Source organism: Streptomyces tubercidicus, from assembly GCF_027497495.1.
Taxonomy (GTDB): domain Bacteria; phylum Actinomycetota; class Actinomycetes; order Streptomycetales; family Streptomycetaceae; genus Streptomyces; species Streptomyces tubercidicus.
On record NZ_CP114205.1, the window covers coordinates 244,333 to 263,936 of the forward strand.

The following is a 19,604-nucleotide window of genomic DNA, read 5'->3' on the forward strand; positions in this document are numbered from 1 at the left end:
CGCCATGTCTGCATCACACGGATCGAGCGATTCCGTCACCGCCGCCGATGTCGAGTACGCCGTCCGTCTGGCGGTGCGCACCCTGCACGGAGCGGAAGCGCCGGACTGGGACGCCAAGGCCGGCTCCTTGGAGTGGGACTGCTGGGAGACCGTTGAGCACCTCGCCGATGACCTGTTCTCCTACGCTGCCCAACTGGGCCCCGAGCGCCCGCCGTTGGACACCCATGTCCCGTTCGTCTGGAGCCGGAAGAAGCCGGGCGGCCCGGCGAACGTCATCTTCGCGGACCGTGACGGCGGCACGGCCGGCCTGTTGCAGGTGCTGGAAGCCGGTGGCGCTCTGCTGACGGCCATGGTGCGGACCACGCCACCGACGGTGCGGGCGCACCACGTCTTCGGTGCCGCCGACCCCGAGGGCTTCGCCGCCATGGGCATCGTGGAGACGTTGGTGCACATGCATGACATCGCCGAGGGCCTGGGAATCAGCTGGACCCCGGACGCCGGCCTCTGCCACCGCGTGCTGACCCGGCTCTTCCCTCATGCCCCGACAGGGGCCGAACGCTGGCCAACCCTCCTGTGGGCCACCGGCCGCGCGGAGATCCCGGGTCGGTCACGACTGACGCAATGGCGTTGGTACGGCGCGCCCGCCGATGACCGGCGGTAATCACCCCGTCGGAGCCGGGAGAGCGAAGGGACCTGGTCGGAGGGTGGCTTGTCTTGGCCTTGGTCCTCGCGGCATGGGCCCGTTCAGGTGCGAGTCGGAGCGAGCCGGACGCGGGCTGTCGTCCGTGGGCATGCCGGGGCGGAATGTGATCGATTCGGGGAGGAATGTGTTCATTGGGGATGGGGGTGCATTGTGGGCGTGGGATCGGGCACGCGAGGACAGCAGGCGTTCGGGTAAGGAGGCTGCCGAAGCAGCCGGCCGACCCTGCGCCTGCCCCACTGCTCATCTACCGCGCCCCGCCGCGGAGAACGGAGGTCATCATGGACTGGCGTCACGACGCGGTATGCCGTGAAGCAGACCCGGAACTCTTCTTTCCGGTCGGCAACACCGGCCCCGCGCTGCTGCAGATCGAGGAGGCCAAGGCCGTCTGCCGCCGCTGCCCGGTGATGGGGCAGTGTCTCCAGTGGGCGCTCGAAACCCGGCAGGACACGGGCGTCTGGGGCGGTATGAGCGAGGACGAGCGGCGTGCCATGCGGCGCCGGGCCGCTCGGCACCGGGCCCGCCTTGCCTCCGCCTAGTGGAGGCCCCTGGGGCGCTCGTTCCGAGGGTGCCGCGCCGGGTGCCCGCTCAGCACTCCGCCCGCTGTGTGACGGGCGCCCCGGTGCGGTCCCCCGGGAACTCGTACCACCGGCGCTGCAGACAGACATAGCGCGCATCGGCCTCGACGAGGCGGAGGAAGGCCAGCACGGTCTCCTCCAGGCGCAGCTGTAGCGCCGGGTCGGCCAGCTGCCCGTCCTCGGCGAAGCCCTGGTGGGCCTCGGCGAGGCTGAACATGTCCGGGTAGACGCGGGTGCCGAGATGCTCCAGCGGAACCCGCAGCGCCCACAGTCCGCGGTTGCCGCCGACCAGGGACGGGGAGGCGGAGACCAGCAGTGCGTGCTTGGTCTTGAACGGCTGCGGCCGGACCCGGGAGACCCAGTCGATCGCGTTCTTCACCACGCCCGGCAGGGAGGCGTTGTACTCGGGTGAGGAGAGTACAAAAGCCTCGCAGCGTTCGAGCCGGTCACGGAGCGCCAGCGCACCGCCCGGGAGTCCTTGCGCCTCCTCCATATCGCCGTCGTACAGCGGCATGTCGAATTCCCGCATCGCGGCGAGATCCACGGTGGCGCCGGCGGCGGTCAGGATGTGGCCCACGAGGGCGGCCAGGCGGGCGTTGGTCGATCCGGTCCGCGTCGAGGCGCCGAGAACGAGTACCCGCAGCGGGCCGGGGTGTGCGTCCGTGGGCATGGTGGTGTCCTTCCGTTGCCGCGGGCCCGTTGTCGGCGGGCCGGTCTCCCTACAGCAAGTGCTCGATTCTGATCGGCAGTTCTCGTGCGCGGTATCCGGTCGCGTGGAAGACGGCGTTGGCGATGGCCGCCGCCGCACCGACCATGCCGACTTCGCCGAGGCCCTTGACGCCGAGCGGGTTGACGACGGTGTCCGGTACCTCCACGAACTCGACGACGACGTCGGGGGCGTCGGCGTTGACCGGCACCTGGTACTCGCCGAGGCCAGCGTTCGCCCAGCGGCCGTCACGGGTGTCGACCACGGTGCCTTCCAGGAGCGCCTGGCCGAGACCCCAGAGCATGCCGCCCATGGCCTGGCTGCGGGCCGTCTTGGCGTTGAGGACCCGGCCGGGGGCGAAGGCACCGACCAGGCGGCGCACCCGGACCGTACCGAGGTCCGAGTCGACGGCGACCTCGGCGAACTGGGCGCCGAAGGTGGCGAGCCCGTAAGGGAGGTTCTGCTGTGGCGGGGTCCAACTGCCCAGCGCGTCCACGTCGGTCATGAAGTGACGCTCCATCAGGGCGCGGTAGGTCTCGCCGGTGTCGGGCCGGTCCCGGAGCTGCATCCGTCCCTCGCGGACGACGACGGTGGTGGGGTCGGCCTGGTGCAGCGGGGAGCCGGGGTCGGCGACGGCCTGCTCGATCATCTGGTCGCGGAGTGTGGTGGCGGCGGTGTACACCGCAGCGCTGATCATTCCGGCGCCGGCCGAGCCGACCGCGGCCGCGACATTCGGCAAGTCGGTGTCGCCGTACTCGAACCGGACGTTGCGCAGGGCGATGCCCAGACCGTCGGCGGCGACCTGGGTCATGGCGGTAGCCGTTCCGGTGCCGAACTCCTCGGTGCCGGCCTGCACCACCGCGGTGCCGTCGGCGTAAAGCCGGGCACGGGCACGCTGCGGCTGCATCGGGAAGTACACGGGGTAGCCGGCGGTGGCCATCCCTTTGCCGATGAGCCGGTTGCCGTCCCGCTCGGAGCGGGGTTCGGGGTTGCGCGACTGCCACTCGAAGCGGGCCGCGCCGCGGCGGTAGCACTCCTGCGCGCCGTCGCTCGACCAGGGGTGGCCGGTGTTCGGGTCGGCCTCGGCGTGGTTGCGCAGCCGCAACTGCACCGGGTCGACGCCGAGGCGGTGGGCGAGCTCGTCCATCAGGCATTCCAGGGCGAACATGCCCGTGGTCTCGCCGGGGCCGCGGGTGAAGGTGGGGGTCATGGTGTTGCCGCGGATCAGCCGGTAGACGCCCTCGTAGTGGGGGCAGGCGTAGGTCTGCGAGGCCATGCCGAGCGAGGGCTCGGCCCATTCGTCGAACGGCGAGGTCAGCGAGAGCTTGTGGTGGCGCAGTGCGGTGAGCCGGCCGTCGTCGGTCGCGCCGAGCTCGATGCGCTGTTCCTGCTCCTCGCGGTGGCCGCAGGAGGTGAACATCTGCTCCCGGGTGAGCGCCAGTTTGACCGGCCGGCCGACCTCCCGTGCGGCCAGGGCCGCCAGGGTGACATGCGGCCAGATCATGGCCTTGCAGCCGAAGCCCCCGCCGACGAACGCTGCCCGGACCCGCACCTTCGACGGCGGGATGCCCAGCAGTGCCGCCACGGTGTTCTGGGTCGCCACGATGCCCTGGGTCGCGTCGTAGAGGGTGAGCCGGTCGCCGTCCCAGACGGCTGTGGTGGCCGACGGCTCGATGGGGTTGTGGTGATTGGCCGCGAAATGGAAGGTGGCGTCGAGGCGGTGGGTCGCGGCCCGGAAGCCGGCCTCGACATCACCGCGGACGCTGCGGGCGGGGATGAACCCGGCGAAGATCGCCTCGGGTTCGTAGGCCAGGTCTCTGCCCTCGTCCAGGGTGGTGACGGAGGGGCGCCGCTCGTAGTCGACATGGAGCTGCCGGGCCGCGAACTGGGCGCGTTCGAGGGTGTCCGCGATCACTACGGCGACGGGCTGGCCGAAGTAGTGGACGACGTCGTCCTGCAGCGGGAAGAAGCTCTCCCCCGGCGCGGCGTGACCGGCGAGGGACGGCAGCAGATGGGGCGTGCCGGGGATCTTCGGCAGGTTCTGGTGGGTCAGCACGGCCAGCACTCCGTCGGCGCGCTCCGCGGCCTCCGTGCGGATCCCGGTGATCCGGCCGCTGGCCGTGCGGGCGCCGACCAGGGTGGCGTACGCGGTGTTGGGCAGGGTGATCTCGGCGGAGTAGCGGCCGTGTCCGGTGACTTTGGCGGGTCCGTCGACGCGGTCGACGGGCCGGCCGATGGCTTCGAGGGTGGCGCCCGTGGTCATGGCGTCCCGCCTCCCGTCGCGGCGGTGGTGTGCAGGGCACGGACCAGGGTCCGCCGGGCGAGTTCCGCCTTGAAGGCGTTCATCGGCCGGGTGACGGCGGGGGCCAGTTCGGCGGCCGCGGCCCGTGTGAAGGTCTCGTCGTCCGCGCGCCGCCCCACCAGGAGGTCCTCGGCACGGCGGGCGCGCCACGGCTTCGTCGCCACCCCGCCGAGGGCGAGCCGGACCTCGCGGATCACTCCGTCCTCCAGCGCCAGTGCCGCCGCTGCCGAGGCCAGGGCGAACTCGTACGACTCACGGTCGCGCACCTTGAGGTACAGCGATCGGCGCGCCATGGGCAGCGCGGGAACCTCGATCGCGGTGATGAGTTCGCCGGGTGTGAGCGGATGCTCCCGCTCGGGCGTATCGCCGGGGAGCAGGAAGAAATCATCGACCGGGATGGTGCGGGAGCCGTCCATGCCTGCCACATGCACCACGGCGTCCAGGGCGACGAGGGCGACGGCCAGGTCCGAGGGGTGGGTGGCGATACAGTGCTCGCTCGTGCCGAGGATCGCATGGCCGCGGTGGACGCCGTCCAAGGCGGAACAGCCGCTCCCCGGAAGGCGCTTGTTGCACGCGGACTCCGGGTCGCGGTAGTAGGCGCACCGCACCCGCTGCATCAGGTTCCCGCCCATGGAGGCCATGTTCCGCAACTGGGCGGAGGCCCCGAGGAGCAGTGCCTGGGACAGCATCGGGAAGCGCTCCACGACCGCCCGGTCCTCCGCGACCTCGCTCATCCGGGCCAGCGCACCGATGAGCAGTCCCCCGTCGGAACGCTCCTCGACGCCGGTCAGCGGCAGCCGGTTGATGTCCACCAGGCGGTGCGGCCGCAGCACATCCAGCCGCAGCAGATCGACTTCCGTGGTGCCGCCCGCGAGGAAGGAACTGCCAGGGTCACTGGTCACCGCGGCGACGGCGCTGTGCACGTCCGTCGCGCGGGTGTAGCTGATGGCACGCACATCACTGTCCTGTCTTCCGGTCCCGCACCTCGCGGATGGCGGAGCGGATATGCGGATAGGCCGCACAGCGGCAGATGTTGCCGCTCATCCACTCGGCGATCTCCCCGTCGGTCTCGGCATGTCCTTCGTTCAGCAGCGCGACGGCCGACATGATCTGGCCCGGCGTGCAGTAGCCGCACTGGAAGGCGTCGTGTTCGAGGAAGGCGCGTTGCATCGGGTGCAGCTCCTCGCCCTCGGCGAGGCCCTCGATGGTGGTCACCTCCCGGCCCTCACAGCTGATGGCCAGGGTCAGACAGGACAGCACCCGCCGCCCGTCGACCCAGACCGTGCACGCACCACAGGTTCCCTGGTCACAGCCCTTTTTGGAGCCGGTGAGGGCCAGCTGCTCACGGAGCACGTCCAGCAGGCTCGCCCGTGGTTCCAGGTTCACGACGCGGGAGACACCGTTGATGTCGAGGGCCACGTTCACCCTGTCCGGCCCGCGCGTTTCGAGGAGGGGGGCCTGGGCGACGGGTATCGGCGCGCCTTTGTCTGCCACGACACTCACCTCGGAGTCGATGCCGTATGTCGAGCGTCCGTCCGGCGGTCCGGGCGCGCAACCGGACGGCGGAGAGCTGCCGGGTGGCGGATTGCTGCCGAGCGGCGGGTGCCGGTGCACCCGGCGGACCAGCTGCGAGTCCCCTACGGGATAATGCGGGGCATGCGGATCTCAGCCAGAGCGGACTATGCCGTACGTGCCGCGCTGCAACTCGCTGATGCCCGGGATGCCGGGCCGCTCAAGGCAGAGGCCATCGCTCAGGCTCAGGACATTCCGCACAAGTTCCTCGAAGGCATTCTGAACGATATGCGCCGGGGCGGGCTGGTACAGAGCCGTCGTGGCGGCAACGGCGGCTACCGGCTGGCCAAGCCCGCGGAGGAAATCAGCATCGCGGATGTCATCCGAGTCGTGGACGGGCCGCTGGTGTCGGTACGCGGAGTCCGTCCGCCGGAGCTGTCCTACACCGGGCCCGCTCGGTCACTGCTGCCGCTGTGGATCGCACTGCGGGCGAACGTCCGCCAGATCCTCGACGGTGTGTCCCTGGCCGATGTCGCCTCCGCCGCGCTGCCGCCACAGGTCGCGGAGCTGACCGAGAACCCCGACTCCTGGACGAACCCTTAAGGCCGGGCGAACCCTTAGGGGCCGGGCGAACCCTTAAGGGCGGCACCGGAAGGACGCACCCTCGGCGATCCCGGATGCCAAGACGAGCCTGTCCGCCCCTTGAACGCCCCTTGATCCCTCCGCAGCCGCGACAGCATCCTTTCCCTACTAATTCAGTGGGAAAACTGGGAAAGCCAGGAGGTGGGTGGGTGTGCGCGCACCGATGCGTTCCGTCCCGTCGGTCAAGTCCTCTACGGACGAGGAGATCTGGCGGCGCGTCACCCGTGAAGTCGCCGATGACCTCGCGGTCGACGCCCTCGCCCGCGACCGGGCCGGCAAGCCCCCGTTCGACGAACTCGCCCGGCTGCGCGAGGCGGGGCTGCCCGCGCTGCTGGCACCCCCAGGCCCGGACGGCCGGGGCACCGACTGGCGCACCGCCTGCGCGGTCATCCGGGAGATCGCGGCAGCGGACGGTTCCATCGGTGAACTGCTGGGCCGCCACTATGTGTTGTCGTGGAGCGCACGGTTCTTCAGCACGCCGGAACGGGCCGACGGGCTCGAACTCCGGGCGGACGCGGAGCAGTGGCTCTGGGGCGGCGCTATCGACCTCCCGGACGCGGAGCCGGTGACCGGACCCGACCTCACCCTCACCCCGGCCGGGAGTGGATACCTCCTCAACGGGTGCCGGTCCTTCGCCGCGGGCGTGACCGTCGCGGACCGGCTGGTGCTCGGCGCGGTGTGCTCCGATACGGGCGAGTCCCTGGTGGTGTGTGCCGATCCGACCCACCCCGGCGTGGCGGCCGCCCCGGAGCACGACCGTCTCGGCCAGCGGCTCACCGCGGCCGGCCGGATCAGCTTCGACGGCGTCCCGGTCGCCGCTGACCAGGTGCTGGGTACCGTCCCGCGCGATGAGCATGCCCTCGCCCCGTTCGCCACGCTCGCTCCCCTGGCGCTCCGGCTCGCCCTCGTCCACGTCAGCCTGGGGATCGCCGAAGGGGCGCTGGCCGAGGCCCGGGACATCACCCGGGCCGCACCGCGCGGCCGGCCGGTCGCCGAGCGGGACGCGGAAGCGTACACGGCCCCGCCACCGGGAGCGGACCCATATCTCCTGCTCGCGTACGGGGAGTTGGTGACCGACACCCACACCGCCGCGGCCGTGGTCGAGTCGGCGTCTAAGGCCCTGGCGCGGGGTCTGCTCGCGGGGCCGGGGCTCGGGGTCGACCAGCGCGCCGAGATCGCGGTGCTGGTCGCCGCCGCCGAGGCCGTCACCAGCCGTTCCGCGATGCGCCTCACCACCCGCGTCCTGGAACTCACCCAGGGCTCCGACTCCGCTGCCGGTCCGCTGGGCTTCGACAGGTTCTGGCGCAACGCCCGCGTGCTGACGGCGCGGACCTCCGCCACCCGTCGGCTGCGCGACATCGGTGACCACTACCTGAACGGGACACATCCGCCGCTCACGCTGCATGCCTGATCGGGGGCTCGCCGGGCGCACCGGGCGCACCGGGGCGGCAGCGCGCCGTGCGGAGGTAAATCGCCGGTGCTGTCGGCGCAGTTCGGACGGATCGGTACCGGGGGCTGCTACATCTCGGGTGTTCATCCCGAAGCGGGGAAGCCCGTCGGTCCTGTGAGGTGGCGCCTTGTCAGAAAGTCGCAGCGTACCCGTGGAACGGCCCGCCAGACGTGGGGAGCCCTTGCAGCGGCTGCTGTTCGGCGGGGTGTACGGTTCGGTGCTCGCCAGCGCTCTGGCGGCGGCTCTGGGCCATGAAGGCGAGAACCCCGGCTATGACGCGCTGTGGGTGGCGCTGACGGGCGTGGCGTCGGCCGCGGCACATGGCTATGCGCACTCCATCGCGCACCGGACGAGCGACGACAGGCAGGTCACCGCGAGCGCGGTGCGTTCGATGCTGGCCGAGTGGCCACTGGTGGCCGCGATGGTCCCCACCATGGCCGCGCTGCTGGGTGCCTACGCGAAATGGTGGGGCGAGCAGAGCGCGATCGAGGTCGCGCTGACCCTCAATATGGTGGCGCTGTGCGGCTGGGGGGTATGGGCGGCCCGGGTGGCGGGCAGGGGCTGGGCGGCGTCCCTTCGGGTCGGTGGTGTGGATGTGCTGATCGGTCTGCTGATCGTGATCGCGAATGGGTTGAGCCATTAGCCGAAGCGGCGGGGCTACGGGGGTGTGCCGTTCGACCGCCGCACCGGCATCAGGGTTCCACGGCGAGCCAGGCGGCGATGGCCTGGGCGATGGGCTGGTCGGTTTCCAACTGGATGAAGCCGAACTGGCCGCCCTGGTTGCATTCCAGGAACCACCAGGCGCCGTCCGGGTCTTCGGCGAAATCAAAGGCACCGTAAGCGAGTTGAGCGGTACTCAGATAGGAATTCACGGCACGGTTGACGGCGTCCGGCACCTCGACGGGCTCCCAGGTGCCGTGGTGGGTGAAGCGGCTGTCCACTTCCTCCGGGTCGGACTTCTTACGGGCGGCGAAGAGACGGTCACCGACACAGGTGAGCCGGATATCCGCCACCTTGGGGATGTGCTGCTGGAGCAGGGTCGGCCCGGCCGCCACCCCGGAGAAGTCCGTGTCCGGGCTGATACGGGTGGTGGGCAGCACCATCGGCGGGTCGCCCGGGTGCTTTCCGCTCACCGATTTCACCACCAGGTCCGGGTGGCCGGCGGCGAACTGCCGGGCCATCGCCGGGAAGGTGGTGAGCAGCGTGGCGGGCACGAGGAAGCCGCTCCGGTGGGCGAGGCGCAGCTGCCAGGGCTTGTAGCGCGCCTGCGCGGACGCGACGGGATGGTTCATCCAGCGTGCCTGTGTGCTGGTCAGCATGCCGTACAGCGCCTGTTCGGCCTCGGCCGCGATCCAGGCGGACTGTTCGGCGGTGCGCTCCCCGGGGGTACCGGGCCGGCGCACCCATACCGAGCGCAGGCTGCCGAGGCTCACCATGCGCTCGCCGGATTTCAGATATCCGTGGAAGTCGTTCTCCGCGTACTCGGCCGAGAGGGAGACCCTCCCGGGCAGGTCGGCGGGGTCGAGGCGGACGAGCGGGACTCCGAGGTCCTGCAGCGTCGACACCACGATGTCCGCCGTCAAATCTTCTTCGCAGGTCAGGACCAGGACGGTCATGGGCGCTCAGTCGTCGAAGTGGGTCTTGGAACCGGCGGTGGAGGCGGTGGTGCCGGTTGCCAGGAGCACCGCCCGGCTGGCGGTGGCCGGGCGTCCGTCCGGGAGGACATTGAGTTGCCGCGTGGCGTCATAGCTGTATGGCGTACTGGTCGATGACTTCGCCGCCGGACGGGCGTAGCTCAACGCAAACGGTCGCATTCCATCTCCTCAAAGACCGGTTTCCGAGCCCCTGGCGCGGGGCAGGGGTGGAAAGCCCCTTCTTATGACTCTGCACGGAAGACGCGACAATCTGGTCAGTTAGTTGCCTCTTTTGCTCGTTTCCAGCGTTCCACTTGACTGAAAAGCGGTGAGCGCGTACGCACTGTCCCCGTCATGTGTCACCGAGTAGGCAAGAGAACGCAAAAACGCGTCATACGCCGCCCACGCGGGCGAGGCTGACCGGCCGTCAAGAACGGTGTACCCGTCCCGGGCGCTACTCCGAGTGCGCCCCGCCGAACGCGTCGTGCACGGAAGTGTCCTCCAGGAGGCAGGCGACGAGGTCCACGAGCAGCCGATGTCAGTGACGTGCGTCACTCCGCACGTCGGCCGCCGGCTCGCGGTGGGCCGGCGGCCGGTGGAATCAGGTCCGGTGGGCGCCGGAGGTCACACCCGAAGGACGGCCAGCGGTGGGGTGGTGGGCCGGCTGGAGCCGCCCGGGGGTTCCGCCGTGATGCCGACCCCGTCCGCGCCCCGGGGGCCGCCGGTCAGCAGCATCGCGCCGGAGGAGCTGCCGGTCTCGACGAGCCCGGCGGGCTCCATGGTGCCGTTGCGGCTGTACCAGAGCTCGTACACCCGCTGACCGGACAGCGCCGGCAGGCCGTGGTAGAGGAAGGCGGTCTGCCCCCTCCGCTTCGAGGCGACGACCGTCCCGCTGCCGCCGCCCTTGAGCGCCGTGGTGTGGAAGGTGGCGTCCGGGGCGGCCATCAGGGCGCTGACCGCGGCCGCCTGTTGCTCGGCGCGGGCGGTGCGGTCCCGCTGCCGGTCGGCCTCGTTCCGGGCGTTGACGGCCAGGCCGCCGGCGAGCGCGGCGGCGACCAGACAGGCGGCGGCCGCGAGGTACGGCAGCCGGTTCCGCCGCGCCCGGCGCAGCGGAACCACGGCCGCCCGGTGCCCCCTCGGCGGCAGTTGCCGGACCTCCGGCAGCGCGGCCATCACCCGGGTGCGCAGCGCGGCCGGGGGCACCTCGGCCACGGCCAGGGCGAGCCGGGCCGCGGTTTCCCGCAGCTCCCGCACTTCCTGGGTGCAGGACTGACACTGCGCCAGATGGTCGGCGAACTCGGCGGACTCCTGCTCGGAGAGTGCGCCCAGGGCGTAGGCGCCGGTCAGTGTGTGCAGATCGACGGTGCTCATGCCGACACCCCCAGGCAGTCGCGGAGCCGGATGAGGCCGTCCCGCAGTCGTGTCTTGACCGTGCCCAGCGCCGCGCCGAGCAGATCGGCGGTCTCCCGGTAGGTGTAGCCGCGGTAGTAGGCGAGCGTCACCGACTCCCTTTGCAGTTCGGTCAGTTGTTGCAGACAGCGGCGCACCTGCTCGCGCTCCAGGCGCCGTTCGACCTGCTCGCTGACCTCGTCGAAGGGGGCGGTGTAGGCGCCCATTCCGGCCCGGTGGTCGCGGTCGGACGCCGCCTGGACGGAGCGCACCCGGTCCACCGCGCGACGGTGAGCCAGCGTCATGATCCAGGCCATGGCGCTGCCCTGCCGTGCGTCGAAGCGGGCCGCGGACCGCCACACCTCGATCAGCACCTCCTGCGCGACCTCCTCGGACTGCGCCGGATCCCGTACCACCCGGCGCACCAGGCCCAGTACGGCCCCGGCCACCGCCGTGTAGAGACTCTCGAACGCGTACTGGTCGCCGCGGGAGACGCGGCCGAGCAGTGCTTCCAGGGCACCGGTCTGCGGTGCTGGGGATCGGTCGCCGCGGGCTGCGACGGGCATGGACACCTCCGGACTGTGACGCGGTCACAGGTGATTCGGCGCCGGGCGACACCTGGATTGGTCGGGAGAGGATTCTTGCGGACGCCGCGGTGGGCACCGCAGCCGGGTCGATCGGTCACCGTGCCTCCGTATCCGCCGGATTTCCGCGCGTCGGATGCGGCCTCCCGGCCCGGGACTGCGCAAGGATCGCCGCGGGGGCATCGGCGGCGAGAGGACCGGGTGTGCAGGACACGGATGCCGTCATCGTGGGCGCGGGAGCGGCCGGGCTGTCGCTGGCCCACCGGCTGTGCGCACCGGCGGGCGGCGGCCGGCCGCCACGGGTGGTGCTGATCGACGCACCGCGGGGGCCGTTCACTCCGCCGGAGCGGACCTGGTGTTACTGGGAGCCGCCGGGTGGCGCCTTCGACCAGGCGCTGACCGCGTCGTGGGAACGGCTGCGGGTGCACGGGCCCGGCGGTGAGGTGACGGCGGGACGACCCGAGCCCTTCCGGTACAAGATGCTGCGCTCGCGTGACTTCGAGGCCCTGGTGGACGCCCGGCTCGCCGGACAGGACGCCGTGGTCCGGGCCGAGGCGACGGTGGAGTCCGTACGGGATGTCCCCGGCGGGGCCGAGGTGCGGGGGCGCGACGCGGCAGGGCGGCCGGTGACCCTCCGGGCCCGCTGGGCCTTCGACTCCCGGCCGGCCGGGCAGCTCCCTCCCGCGCGGACCACCCTGCGGCAGCACTTCCGCGGCTGGTTCGTCCGCACCCGGCGCCCGGCGTTCGATCCCACCCTCGCGGATCTGATGGACTTCCGTACCCCGCAGCCCGCCCATGGTCTGTCCTTCGGCTACGTCCTGCCGCTCAACGACTGTGCGGCGCTGGTGGAGTACACCGAGTTCTCCCGCCGGACGATGGACACCGCCGGATACGAGCGGGCCCTGCGCCACTACACCGGGCAGGTGCTGCGGCTGGGCGCCTTCCGGGTCACCGGCGTCGAGCAGGGCGCGATCCCGATGACCGACGGCCGTTTTCCGCGCCGGGCGGGCCGCGCGGTGTTCCGTATCGGGACCGCGGGCGGCGCCACCCGTCCGTCGACCGGATACACCTTCGCTGCCGTGCAACGGCAGACGGCGCTGATCGCGGCCGCGCTGCTGGCCGGCCGGCCGCCGGTCCCCCCTCCCCCGCACACCGCCCGGCACCGGGCCATGGACGCCGTGCTGCTGCGTGCGCTGGACAGCGGCCGGGTGGACGGCGCCGAGTTCTTCACCGGGCTGTTCCGTACGGTGCCGATGGAGCGGCTGCTGCGGTTTCTCGACGGCCGCTCCCGACTGTGGGAGGACCTCGCCATCGGGCTGCGCACACCGGTGCTGCCCATGCTCCGCACCGTCGCCGAACTCCCGCTGCTGCCGCGCGCCACCCGTGAGGAGGGGGCGTGACCTCCCGGCACGTCGACGGCCGGGCCGCGCGGCGGGGACGTGACCGGCGGGCCCGGATGGTGCCGGGGCCGCCGGGGCGGGAGCGGGCGGTGGACGGCGGGCCGGAGGTGGCGGTGATCGGCGGTGGGATCGCGGGCCTGTCCGCGGCGACCGCGCTGGCCGAGCGCGGGGTGCGGGTGACGGTGTACGAACGTGCCGGGGTCCTCGGGGGCCGGCTGGCGGGCTGGCCCGTACGGCTCGCCGACGGCTCGGCGGCGACCATGAGCCGCGGGTTCCATGCCTTCTTTCCCCAGTACTACAACCTGCGGGGGCTGCTGCGCCGGGCCGACCCGGGGCTGGGGATGCTCAGACGGCTGCCCGACTACCCGCTGCACCACCGGTCGGGCCTGCGGGACAGCTTCGCCCGGGTGCCCCGGACACCGCCCTGGAGCGCGCTGGGATTTGTGGCGCTCAGCCCCACCTTCACCTGGCGGGACCTGGTACGGATGCGCCCCGGCGCCGCCCTGCCGCTGCTGGACGTACGGGTACCGCAGGTCTATCAGCGGCTGGACCGCGTCAGCGCCTGGGACTTCCTCGCCCGTATCCGGTTTCCCGAGGCCGCGCGGCATCTCGCGTTCGAGGTGTTCTCCCGGAGCTTCTTCGCGGACCCGCGGGAGCTGTCGGCCGCGGAGCTGGTGCTGATGTTCCATATCTACTTCCTCGGCTCCAGTGAGGGGCTGCTGTTCGATGTGCCGGACGAGCCCTTCCCGCAGGCGCTGTGGGATCCGCTCGGCCGGTATCTGGCGGGGCACGGCGTCGAGTTGGCCACGGATACGGAGGTGACGGAGGTCGCGCCGGGGGCGGACGGCCGGGTGCGGGTCGCGGCGGCGGGTGCGGACCGCCCGTTCGACGCGGTGGTGCTGGCGCTGGACCCGGGCGGGCTGCGCCGCCTCGTCGCCACCTCGCCCCGGTTGGGGGATGCCGCCTTGCGGGCGCGGATCGGGCGGCTGCGGACCGCGCCGCCCTTTCTGGTGTCGCGGCTGTGGCTGGAGCGGCGGGTGGCCGCCGACCGTCCCGGTTTCCTGGGCACCAGCGGTTTCGGGTCCCTGGACAATGTCAGTGTGCTGGAGCGCTGGGAGGGCGAGGCGGCGCGCTGGTCCGCCCGCACCGGTGGCTCGGTGCTCGAACTGCACGCCTACGCCGTCGCCCCGGGAGCCGACCGGGAGCACGAACAGCAGCGTCTGGTACGGCAGTTGCACACCGTCTACCCGGAGACCCGGGGCGTCCGGATCACCGACCGGCGGCACGAGTGGCGCGCGGACTGTCCGCTGTTCCCGGTGGGCGGCTTCCAGGACCGGCCGACCGTGCGCACGCCCGACCCCCGGGTGGTGGTCGCGGGCGACATGGTGCGGACCGCGTTCCCGGTGGCGCTGATGGAGCGGGCCGCGACCACCGGATTCCTCGCGGCGAATGCCCTGTTGGCGCGCTGGGGACTGCGCGGGCAGACCCTGTGGACCGTGCCGGACCGGGGGCGGTCGGCGGCCCTGCGGTGGGCGGCCCGGCGGGCCGGGCGGTGACCGACGGTGTCAGCCCGGGGTGCGGCCGCTGCTGCGCAGTTGCCAGCGGCGCTCGGCATAGGCCAGGTCGTCCCGCCACAGCCGACGCGCGGCGGCCCGCATCAGTGGACGCAGGGCGGGCGCGGCCGCGCGTGCCAGGGCGAATCCGGGGCGCCGGGAGGTGGCCACGATCGCTTCGATGACCGCGGTGCGCGGGCGTCCCAGGCCGTCCGGGCCCAGGGGCGTGGCATGGGTCTCCACCACGGATCCCTGACCTTCGCCCGCCAGGATGTGCATGACCACCGTACGGGGCTCGGGGGCGGTGAAACGCGCCGTGACCGGCACCACGGTACGGCCGGTGACCTTGAAGGAGACCTCGACGGTGAGGCCGTCGGACGGTTCCCCGCCGGGCTCGGCGGGAGGGTCGACGACGGTGAGGTCGGCGAAGGAGTAGGGGTGCAGCCAGGCGCCGTGCCAGGGATCGAGGCGGTTGGCCACCACGTCTTCGGGTTCGCAGCCGCCGGTGCCGGTGTAGACGGCGGCGACGGTGCCCGCCGGGTGCGGCCGGGCGGGGAGCACGGGCTGCGCCAGCGGGCGTTCGCCGCCCGCCGCGTCGAGCCGTACCCAGGCCAGCAGCCCGTCGTCGTGGGCGGGGAACGGCTCCCAGCCGGCGAACGGGGCACCGTCCAGGGCGAGTCCGTGCCACCGGCAGCGGAGGATGCCGCAGGACACCGGCGCCTGGGCGAGGGGCGCGCCGAGGTGCGGGCAGGCCCCGGGACCGGCGATCAGCCGCCCGCCGGCGTCCCGCCAGGCGACCACCTCGACCCCGGCGACGGTACGGCCGAAGGCCCGGTGCGCGCCGATGTCGCGGGCCGCGCCGAGGACGAACCAGTTGCCGGACGGGCGGGCCAGGGCGGCCTTGACGGCGTCGGCGATGCGCGCGGGTCTGGCGTCGCGCCAGGTGGGGCGCTGCTGTTCCCACAGCACGGGCCTGCGGCGCAGCCGGAGCGGGAGGCGCGGGGTCCGGCGGGCCTCCTGTGTCATGGGGTTTCCTCCTGCGCGTGGTGCGGGACCCGGCCGTACCGCGCAGCGGGCGGCCGGGCGGTGACGCGGGTCGCGACGAGCCGGGCCAGACCGCCGAAGGCGGTGGCCGCGCGGCGCCGGCGGGAGACCGTGGCGCGGCGGTGCAGTACGGCGTATCCGTCGTCGCGTACGGCATCGAGGATGGCGCCGTAGAGGACGAAGGCGGTGCGGATGCACGGGCGGGCGACCGGGTCGAGCATGGCGAGGCCGGGGGCCGCCTCGCGGTAGACGCCGCGGGTGAGTGCGGCGGCCGCCTCCAGGGCCGCGGTGATCCGCGGGTCCGGGCGGCCGGTGTCCCGGCTCCAGCGGAGCAGTGCGCGGTCGACGCCGTGCGCCGCGAGCAGGTCGGCGGGGAGGTAGACACGGCCGCGGTCGAGGTCCTCGCCGACATCGCGCAGGAAGTTGGTGAGCTGGAAGGCGATGCCGAGGGCCGCGGCGTGCGGTGCGGCTTCCTCCTGCGGGACGACGGTGCCGAGCACCGGCAGCATCTCCAGCCCCATGACGGCGGCGGAGCCGTGCATATAGCGCCGCAGATCGGCGTAGGTCGGATAGTCCGTGACCGTCAGATCGCTGCGCATCGACGCCATGAAGTCCGCGAAGTGCCGGTGGTCGATGCGGTACACGGCAGCGGTGTGCGCCACCGCGCGCACCACGGGTTCGGTGCTCCCGCCACCCCGCAGGCCCTCGTCGAGGCGGTGCTGGAGGGCGTCGAGCGCCTGTGCGCGGTCCGCGGTGGTGTGGCCGGTGGCGGGGTCGTCGACGATGTCGTCGGCCCAGCGGGCGAAGCCGTACAGGGCGTGTACGGCCGGCCGGCGGGCCGCGGGCAGCAGCCTGGTGGCGAGGAAGTAGGTCCGCCCGTGCCTGGCGTTGAGCCGGCGGCAGTGGGCGTATGCCGCGCGCAGGCCGGGGTCGGTGACGCCCGCGGCGTCCAGTTCGCGTGCGGTCATGCCGGGACGCCTCTCGTGGCGGGGCGGGACGGACCGGCGGCGGAGCGCGGGGGCCGCAGTCCGGTGATCCGGGCGGCGGCGAGCTTGCCGGAGATCAGGACGGTGGGGACGCCGACTCCCGGGGTGGTGCCGCAGCCCGCCAGTACGGCGTTCTCGGTGCCGCGCACGAGGTTGCGGGGGCGGAAGGGGCCGGTCTGCGCGAAGGTGTGGGCGGCGGAGAACGGGGTTCCGGCGGCGAGCCCCTGTGCGGTCCAGTCGGCCGGGGTGACCATGCGGTACTCCTCGATGGCGGCGCCGATCCCGGTGAGTCCCCGGCGTTCGAGGACAGCGAGGAGGCTGTCGCGGTAGCGGGGTGCCAGGTCGCGCCACTCCCCGGCGCCGGGGCCGGTGTCGGTGTTGGGGCAGGGCGCCAGGATGTAGTGCACGTGGCGCCCCGGTGGGGCGAGTTGCGGGTCGGAGGCGGTGGGGCGGGTGAGCAGCAGCGAGGGATCGCTCATCAGCCGGCCGGTGCGGGTGAGTTCCTCGAAGGTCCGCTCCCAGGCGGCGCCGAAGGAGAGCGTGTGGTGGGCCAGCCGGGGCCAGGTCCGGTCGGTACCGGCGTGCAGGACCACCGCGGACGGCGCGTGCCGGAGCCGGACCGGGCGGCGGGGCCGCCGGCCCAGGAGCCGGTGGACGACCGGCAGGTCGGGGGTGAGGACCACCGCGTCGCAGGGGATGCGCTCGTGCGCGGTGACCACCGCGGTGATGCGGTCGCCGGTGCGTTCCAGCCGGGTGACGTCGTGGCCGTAGCGGAAGGCGGCACCGGCGTCGGCGGCCGCGTCCGCCATGGCCCGGGGCAGGGCGTACATCCCGCCGCGGGGGAAGTACACCCCGGCGACCGTGTCCATGTACGCGATGACGGCGTAGGCGGCCAGGGCGCGCGCGGGCGGTACTCCGGCGTACAGCGCCTGGAAGGAGAAGACCCTGCGCAGCCGGGCGTCGGGCAGGAAGCGGGCGATCCGGTCGTCGAGCCGGCCGAATCCCCCGAGCGCGGCGAGCCGGACCAGGTCCGGGTGCATCAGCTGGAGCGGTGAGTCGAAGTTGGTGTCGATGAAGCGGTGGCGCTGGACCGCGTACAGCTGCTGGAGCCAGTGGCGCAGCCGCCGGTAGCCGTCGGCGGCCCGGGGGCCGGCGAACCGGGCGACCTCGGCCGCCATCGCCTCGGGGTCCGTGTGGACGTCCAGCTCGCTGCCGTCGGCGAACCGGGCGCGGTAGGCGGGGTGCAGCGCCCGTAACTCCAGCCGGTCGGTGCGGCGCTCGCCGACCGCGGCGAACGCCTCGTCGATGAGGTCGGGCATGGTCAGCACGGTCGGGCCGGTGTCGAAGTGGTAGCCGGCGCTTTCGATCCGGCCGGCCCGGCCGCCGGGCAGCGCCGCGCGCTCGACGACCGTCACCCGTCGTCCCGCGCCCAGCAGATGCAGCGCGGCGGCCAGCCCGGAGAGACCGGCGCCGACCACCACGACATGGTCGGTGGGGCCCTTGACGGTTCTCATGCGGTGCCCCTTTCGTCACCCGGGCGGGGTGGGTCACGGCGGCCGGACGCACCCGGCCCGCGGGTCAGACGGACCGGAAAACGAGGGCGGCGTTCTGGCCGCCGAAGCCGAAGGACGTGCTGGCGGCGGCGGACAGCGGGGTGCTGCGCGGGGCCTTGGCCACGATGTCCAGATCGATATCGAGGTCGGGGTCCTCGTGGTTGGCGGTGGGCGGGATGGTGTTCTGCTGGAGGCTCATGACCGTGACGGCCGCCTCGATGGCGCCGGCCGCGCCGATGGCGTGGCCGAGCGCGCCTTTGAGGGAGGTGACGGCCGGAGGCTCGGGGAAGACGGCGTGCAGCGCCCTGGCTTCGGCCAGGTCGTTCAGGCGGGTGCCGGTGCCGTGTGCGTTGACGTGATCGATGTCCCGGGGCGTCAGTTCGGCGTCGGCCAGGGCCGCGGTGAGGGCGGCCGCGGCGCCCCGGCCCTCGGGGTCGGGAGCGGCGTAGTGGTAGGCGTCGCAGCTCGCCCCGTAGCCGACCAGCTGTGCGCGCGGCTTCGCTCCGCGGGCGTGGGCGTGCTCGGGGCGCTCCAGCACCAGGACGGCGGCGCCTTCGGAGAGCACGAAGCCGTCGCGTGCGGCGTCGAACGGGCGGCAGGCGCCCGCGGGGTCGTCCGTACGGCAGGACAGGGCGCCCATGCGGTGGAAGCAGGCCGCGGGGATGGGGTGCCGGGCGGATTCCGCGCCGCCGGCCAGCACGATGTCGCAGGTCCCGGCGCGCAGCAGGTCACGGGCGATGCCGAGGGCGCTGCTGCCGGAGGCGCAGGCGGTGGAGACCGCGAAGTTGGGTCCGGTGGCCGTCAGGTCCAGGGCGATCTCGGCGGCTGCCATGTTGGGCACGCTGCGGGTGATGGCGAGGGGCGAGATGTCCAGCGGGCGGCCGGCCGCGAGCTTGGCGAACTCGGTGACATAGCGCTCCATGCTGCCGGTGCCGGTGCCGATGACCACACCGACCCGCGCGGGGTCCCACTGGCTGGGGTCGAGTCCGGCGTCGGCGACGGCGTGCCGGGCGGCGAGGAGCGCCATGGCGACGAAACGGTCCAGCCGCCAGGCGGCCTTCCGGCCGACCAGACGTGTGGTGTCGAAGTCGGGCACCTGGCAGGAGATGTCCACCGGCAGCCCCACGAGCCCCGGGTCCCGGGCGGCGGTGGACCGGCCGGTGAGCAGGGCGTCCCAGGTGGCCCGTGCGCCGACCCCGGCCGGGCTGATGACGCCCAGCCCGGTGACGGCGGCCGCACGGCACTGACCGGACATCAGCTGCCGCTGTTCGGCGCGGTGGTCAGGGCCCGGTCGGCCGCACCGCCGTCCAACAGTGCGGCGAGTTCGCCGATGGTCGTCCGCAGTGGGACGTCGTCCAGCGAGATCCCGGTGCGCTCCTGCAGCATCAGGCCCATTTCGACGAGCGCGAGGGAGTCCAGGCCCAGGTCCTCGAAGGTGCGCTCGGGGGTGACCTCGGCCGGTTCGAGGTCGAAGGTCTCGGTGAGGGTGCTGGTGATCAGCTCTGCACTGGTGGGCACGGGTGACTCCTTCGGTTGGGGTGGAGGTGCCGGCCGCCATGGGCGGGGCGCTG

The 19,604-nt window shown here is 72.9% G+C and carries 20 protein-coding genes; 7 read left to right on the forward strand and 13 right to left on the reverse strand.

The annotated features are described in order from the left end of the window. Positions 1 to 4: 4 nt before the first annotated feature. Together STRTU_RS01065 and STRTU_RS01070 are read left to right on the forward strand one after the other, a co-directional pair. Entirely contained in the window at positions 5 to 661 is a 657-nt protein-coding gene (locus tag STRTU_RS01065; RefSeq protein WP_269777211.1) for a hypothetical protein, read from the forward strand. Between the two features lie 320 nt (positions 662 to 981). After that, positions 982 to 1,239 carry a WhiB family transcriptional regulator gene (locus STRTU_RS01070; RefSeq protein ID WP_269777212.1) on the forward strand — a complete coding sequence of 86 codons (258 nt, stop codon included), beginning with the start codon at positions 982 to 984 and terminating at the stop codon, positions 1,237 to 1,239. A 49-nt stretch (positions 1,240 to 1,288) separates the two neighbouring features. On the opposite strand, the gene STRTU_RS01075 is transcribed toward STRTU_RS01070, so the two are convergent. The 4 genes from STRTU_RS01075 to STRTU_RS01090 are packed head-to-tail and all read right to left on the reverse strand — an operon-like array spanning position 1,289 to position 5,780. Next, positions 1,289 to 1,948 carry an NADPH-dependent FMN reductase gene (locus STRTU_RS01075; protein WP_269777213.1) on the reverse strand — a complete coding sequence of 220 codons (660 nt, stop codon included), beginning with the start codon at positions 1,946 to 1,948 and terminating at the stop codon, positions 1,289 to 1,291. A 49-nt stretch (positions 1,949 to 1,997) separates the two neighbouring features. Continuing rightward, positions 1,998 to 4,247, reverse strand: coding sequence for a xanthine dehydrogenase family protein molybdopterin-binding subunit (locus STRTU_RS01080; RefSeq protein ID WP_269777214.1), 2,250 nt, complete (start codon positions 4,245 to 4,247; stop codon positions 1,998 to 2,000). Beyond that, the gene (locus tag STRTU_RS01085; RefSeq protein ID WP_269777215.1) at positions 4,244 to 5,242 is read right to left on the reverse strand and encodes an FAD binding domain-containing protein; all 999 of its coding nucleotides are present in this window, start codon (positions 5,240 to 5,242) and stop codon (positions 4,244 to 4,246) included. Before STRTU_RS01085 ends, STRTU_RS01080 begins: the two co-directional genes overlap by 4 nt. Before the next feature lies 1 nt (position 5,243). Continuing rightward, positions 5,244 to 5,780 carry a (2Fe-2S)-binding protein gene (locus STRTU_RS01090; protein WP_269777216.1) on the reverse strand — a complete coding sequence of 179 codons (537 nt, stop codon included), beginning with the start codon at positions 5,778 to 5,780 and terminating at the stop codon, positions 5,244 to 5,246. Positions 5,781 to 5,942: 162 nt separating this feature from the next. On the opposite strand from STRTU_RS01090, the gene STRTU_RS01095 reads away from it, so the two are divergent. From STRTU_RS01095 to STRTU_RS01105, 3 genes are all read left to right on the forward strand, one after another. Further along, entirely contained in the window at positions 5,943 to 6,401 is a 459-nt protein-coding gene (locus STRTU_RS01095; RefSeq protein ID WP_269777217.1) for an RrF2 family transcriptional regulator, read from the forward strand. Between the two features lie 202 nt (positions 6,402 to 6,603). Beyond that, on the forward strand, positions 6,604 to 7,851 hold the full coding sequence (locus STRTU_RS01100; protein ID WP_269777450.1) for an acyl-CoA dehydrogenase family protein: 1,248 nt from the start codon (positions 6,604 to 6,606) through the stop codon (positions 7,849 to 7,851). 190 nt (positions 7,852 to 8,041) lie between these two features. After that, positions 8,042 to 8,533, forward strand: a complete 492-nt coding sequence (locus STRTU_RS01105) for a hypothetical protein (protein ID WP_269777218.1) — start codon at positions 8,042 to 8,044, stop codon at positions 8,531 to 8,533. A 49-nt stretch (positions 8,534 to 8,582) separates the two neighbouring features. On the opposite strand, the gene tgmB is transcribed toward STRTU_RS01105, so the two are convergent. The 4 genes from tgmB to sigK all read right to left on the reverse strand — a co-directional run bounded on the left by tgmB (position 8,583) and on the right by sigK (position 11,479). Continuing rightward, the gene (gene tgmB, locus STRTU_RS01110) at positions 8,583 to 9,506 is read right to left on the reverse strand and encodes an ATP-grasp ribosomal peptide maturase (protein WP_269777219.1); all 924 of its coding nucleotides are present in this window, start codon (positions 9,504 to 9,506) and stop codon (positions 8,583 to 8,585) included. Positions 9,507 to 9,512: 6 nt separating this feature from the next. Beyond that, positions 9,513 to 9,704 (reverse strand): putative ATP-grasp-modified RiPP, encoded by a 192-nt coding sequence (gene tgmA, locus STRTU_RS01115; protein ID WP_269777220.1) that lies wholly within the window; start codon positions 9,702 to 9,704, stop codon positions 9,513 to 9,515. Between the two features lie 444 nt (positions 9,705 to 10,148). Continuing rightward, on the reverse strand, positions 10,149 to 10,895 hold the full coding sequence (locus STRTU_RS01120; RefSeq protein WP_269777221.1) for an anti-sigma factor: 747 nt from the start codon (positions 10,893 to 10,895) through the stop codon (positions 10,149 to 10,151). Next, positions 10,892 to 11,479, reverse strand: a complete 588-nt coding sequence (gene sigK / locus STRTU_RS01125; RefSeq protein ID WP_269777222.1) for an ECF RNA polymerase sigma factor SigK — start codon at positions 11,477 to 11,479, stop codon at positions 10,892 to 10,894. Before sigK ends, STRTU_RS01120 begins: the two co-directional genes overlap by 4 nt. A 221-nt stretch (positions 11,480 to 11,700) precedes the next feature. Between sigK and STRTU_RS01130 the strand changes: the two genes are divergently transcribed. Next, the gene (locus tag STRTU_RS01130; protein ID WP_269777223.1) at positions 11,701 to 12,897 is read left to right on the forward strand and encodes a lycopene cyclase family protein; all 1,197 of its coding nucleotides are present in this window, start codon (positions 11,701 to 11,703) and stop codon (positions 12,895 to 12,897) included. 56 nt (positions 12,898 to 12,953) lie between these two features. Then, the gene (locus STRTU_RS01135) at positions 12,954 to 14,453 is read left to right on the forward strand and encodes an FAD-dependent oxidoreductase (protein WP_269777451.1); all 1,500 of its coding nucleotides are present in this window, start codon (positions 12,954 to 12,956) and stop codon (positions 14,451 to 14,453) included. 9 nt (positions 14,454 to 14,462) lie between these two features. Here the strand turns inward: STRTU_RS01135 and STRTU_RS01140 are convergent, their stop codons facing one another. From STRTU_RS01140 to STRTU_RS01160, 5 genes are all read right to left on the reverse strand, one after another. Beyond that, on the reverse strand, positions 14,463 to 15,476 hold the full coding sequence (locus STRTU_RS01140; protein WP_269777224.1) for a DUF5914 domain-containing protein: 1,014 nt from the start codon (positions 15,474 to 15,476) through the stop codon (positions 14,463 to 14,465). Next, on the reverse strand, positions 15,473 to 16,462 hold the full coding sequence (locus tag STRTU_RS01145) for a phytoene/squalene synthase family protein (protein ID WP_269777225.1): 990 nt from the start codon (positions 16,460 to 16,462) through the stop codon (positions 15,473 to 15,475). Before STRTU_RS01145 ends, STRTU_RS01140 begins: the two co-directional genes overlap by 4 nt. Further along, positions 16,459 to 17,994: a phytoene desaturase family protein gene (gene crtI / locus STRTU_RS01150; RefSeq protein WP_269777226.1), complete on the reverse strand. Its 1,536-nt coding sequence runs from the start codon at positions 17,992 to 17,994 to the stop codon at positions 16,459 to 16,461. Before crtI ends, STRTU_RS01145 begins: the two co-directional genes overlap by 4 nt. 64 nt (positions 17,995 to 18,058) lie before the next feature. Further along, positions 18,059 to 19,288, reverse strand: a complete 1,230-nt coding sequence (locus STRTU_RS01155) for a beta-ketoacyl-[acyl-carrier-protein] synthase family protein (RefSeq protein ID WP_269777227.1) — start codon at positions 19,286 to 19,288, stop codon at positions 18,059 to 18,061. Further along, a complete protein-coding gene (locus tag STRTU_RS01160) occupies positions 19,288 to 19,551 on the reverse strand; it encodes an acyl carrier protein (RefSeq protein WP_269777228.1) in 264 nt (87 codons plus the stop codon). Before STRTU_RS01160 ends, STRTU_RS01155 begins: the two co-directional genes overlap by 1 nt. Between the last annotated feature and the right edge of the window lie 53 nt (positions 19,552 to 19,604).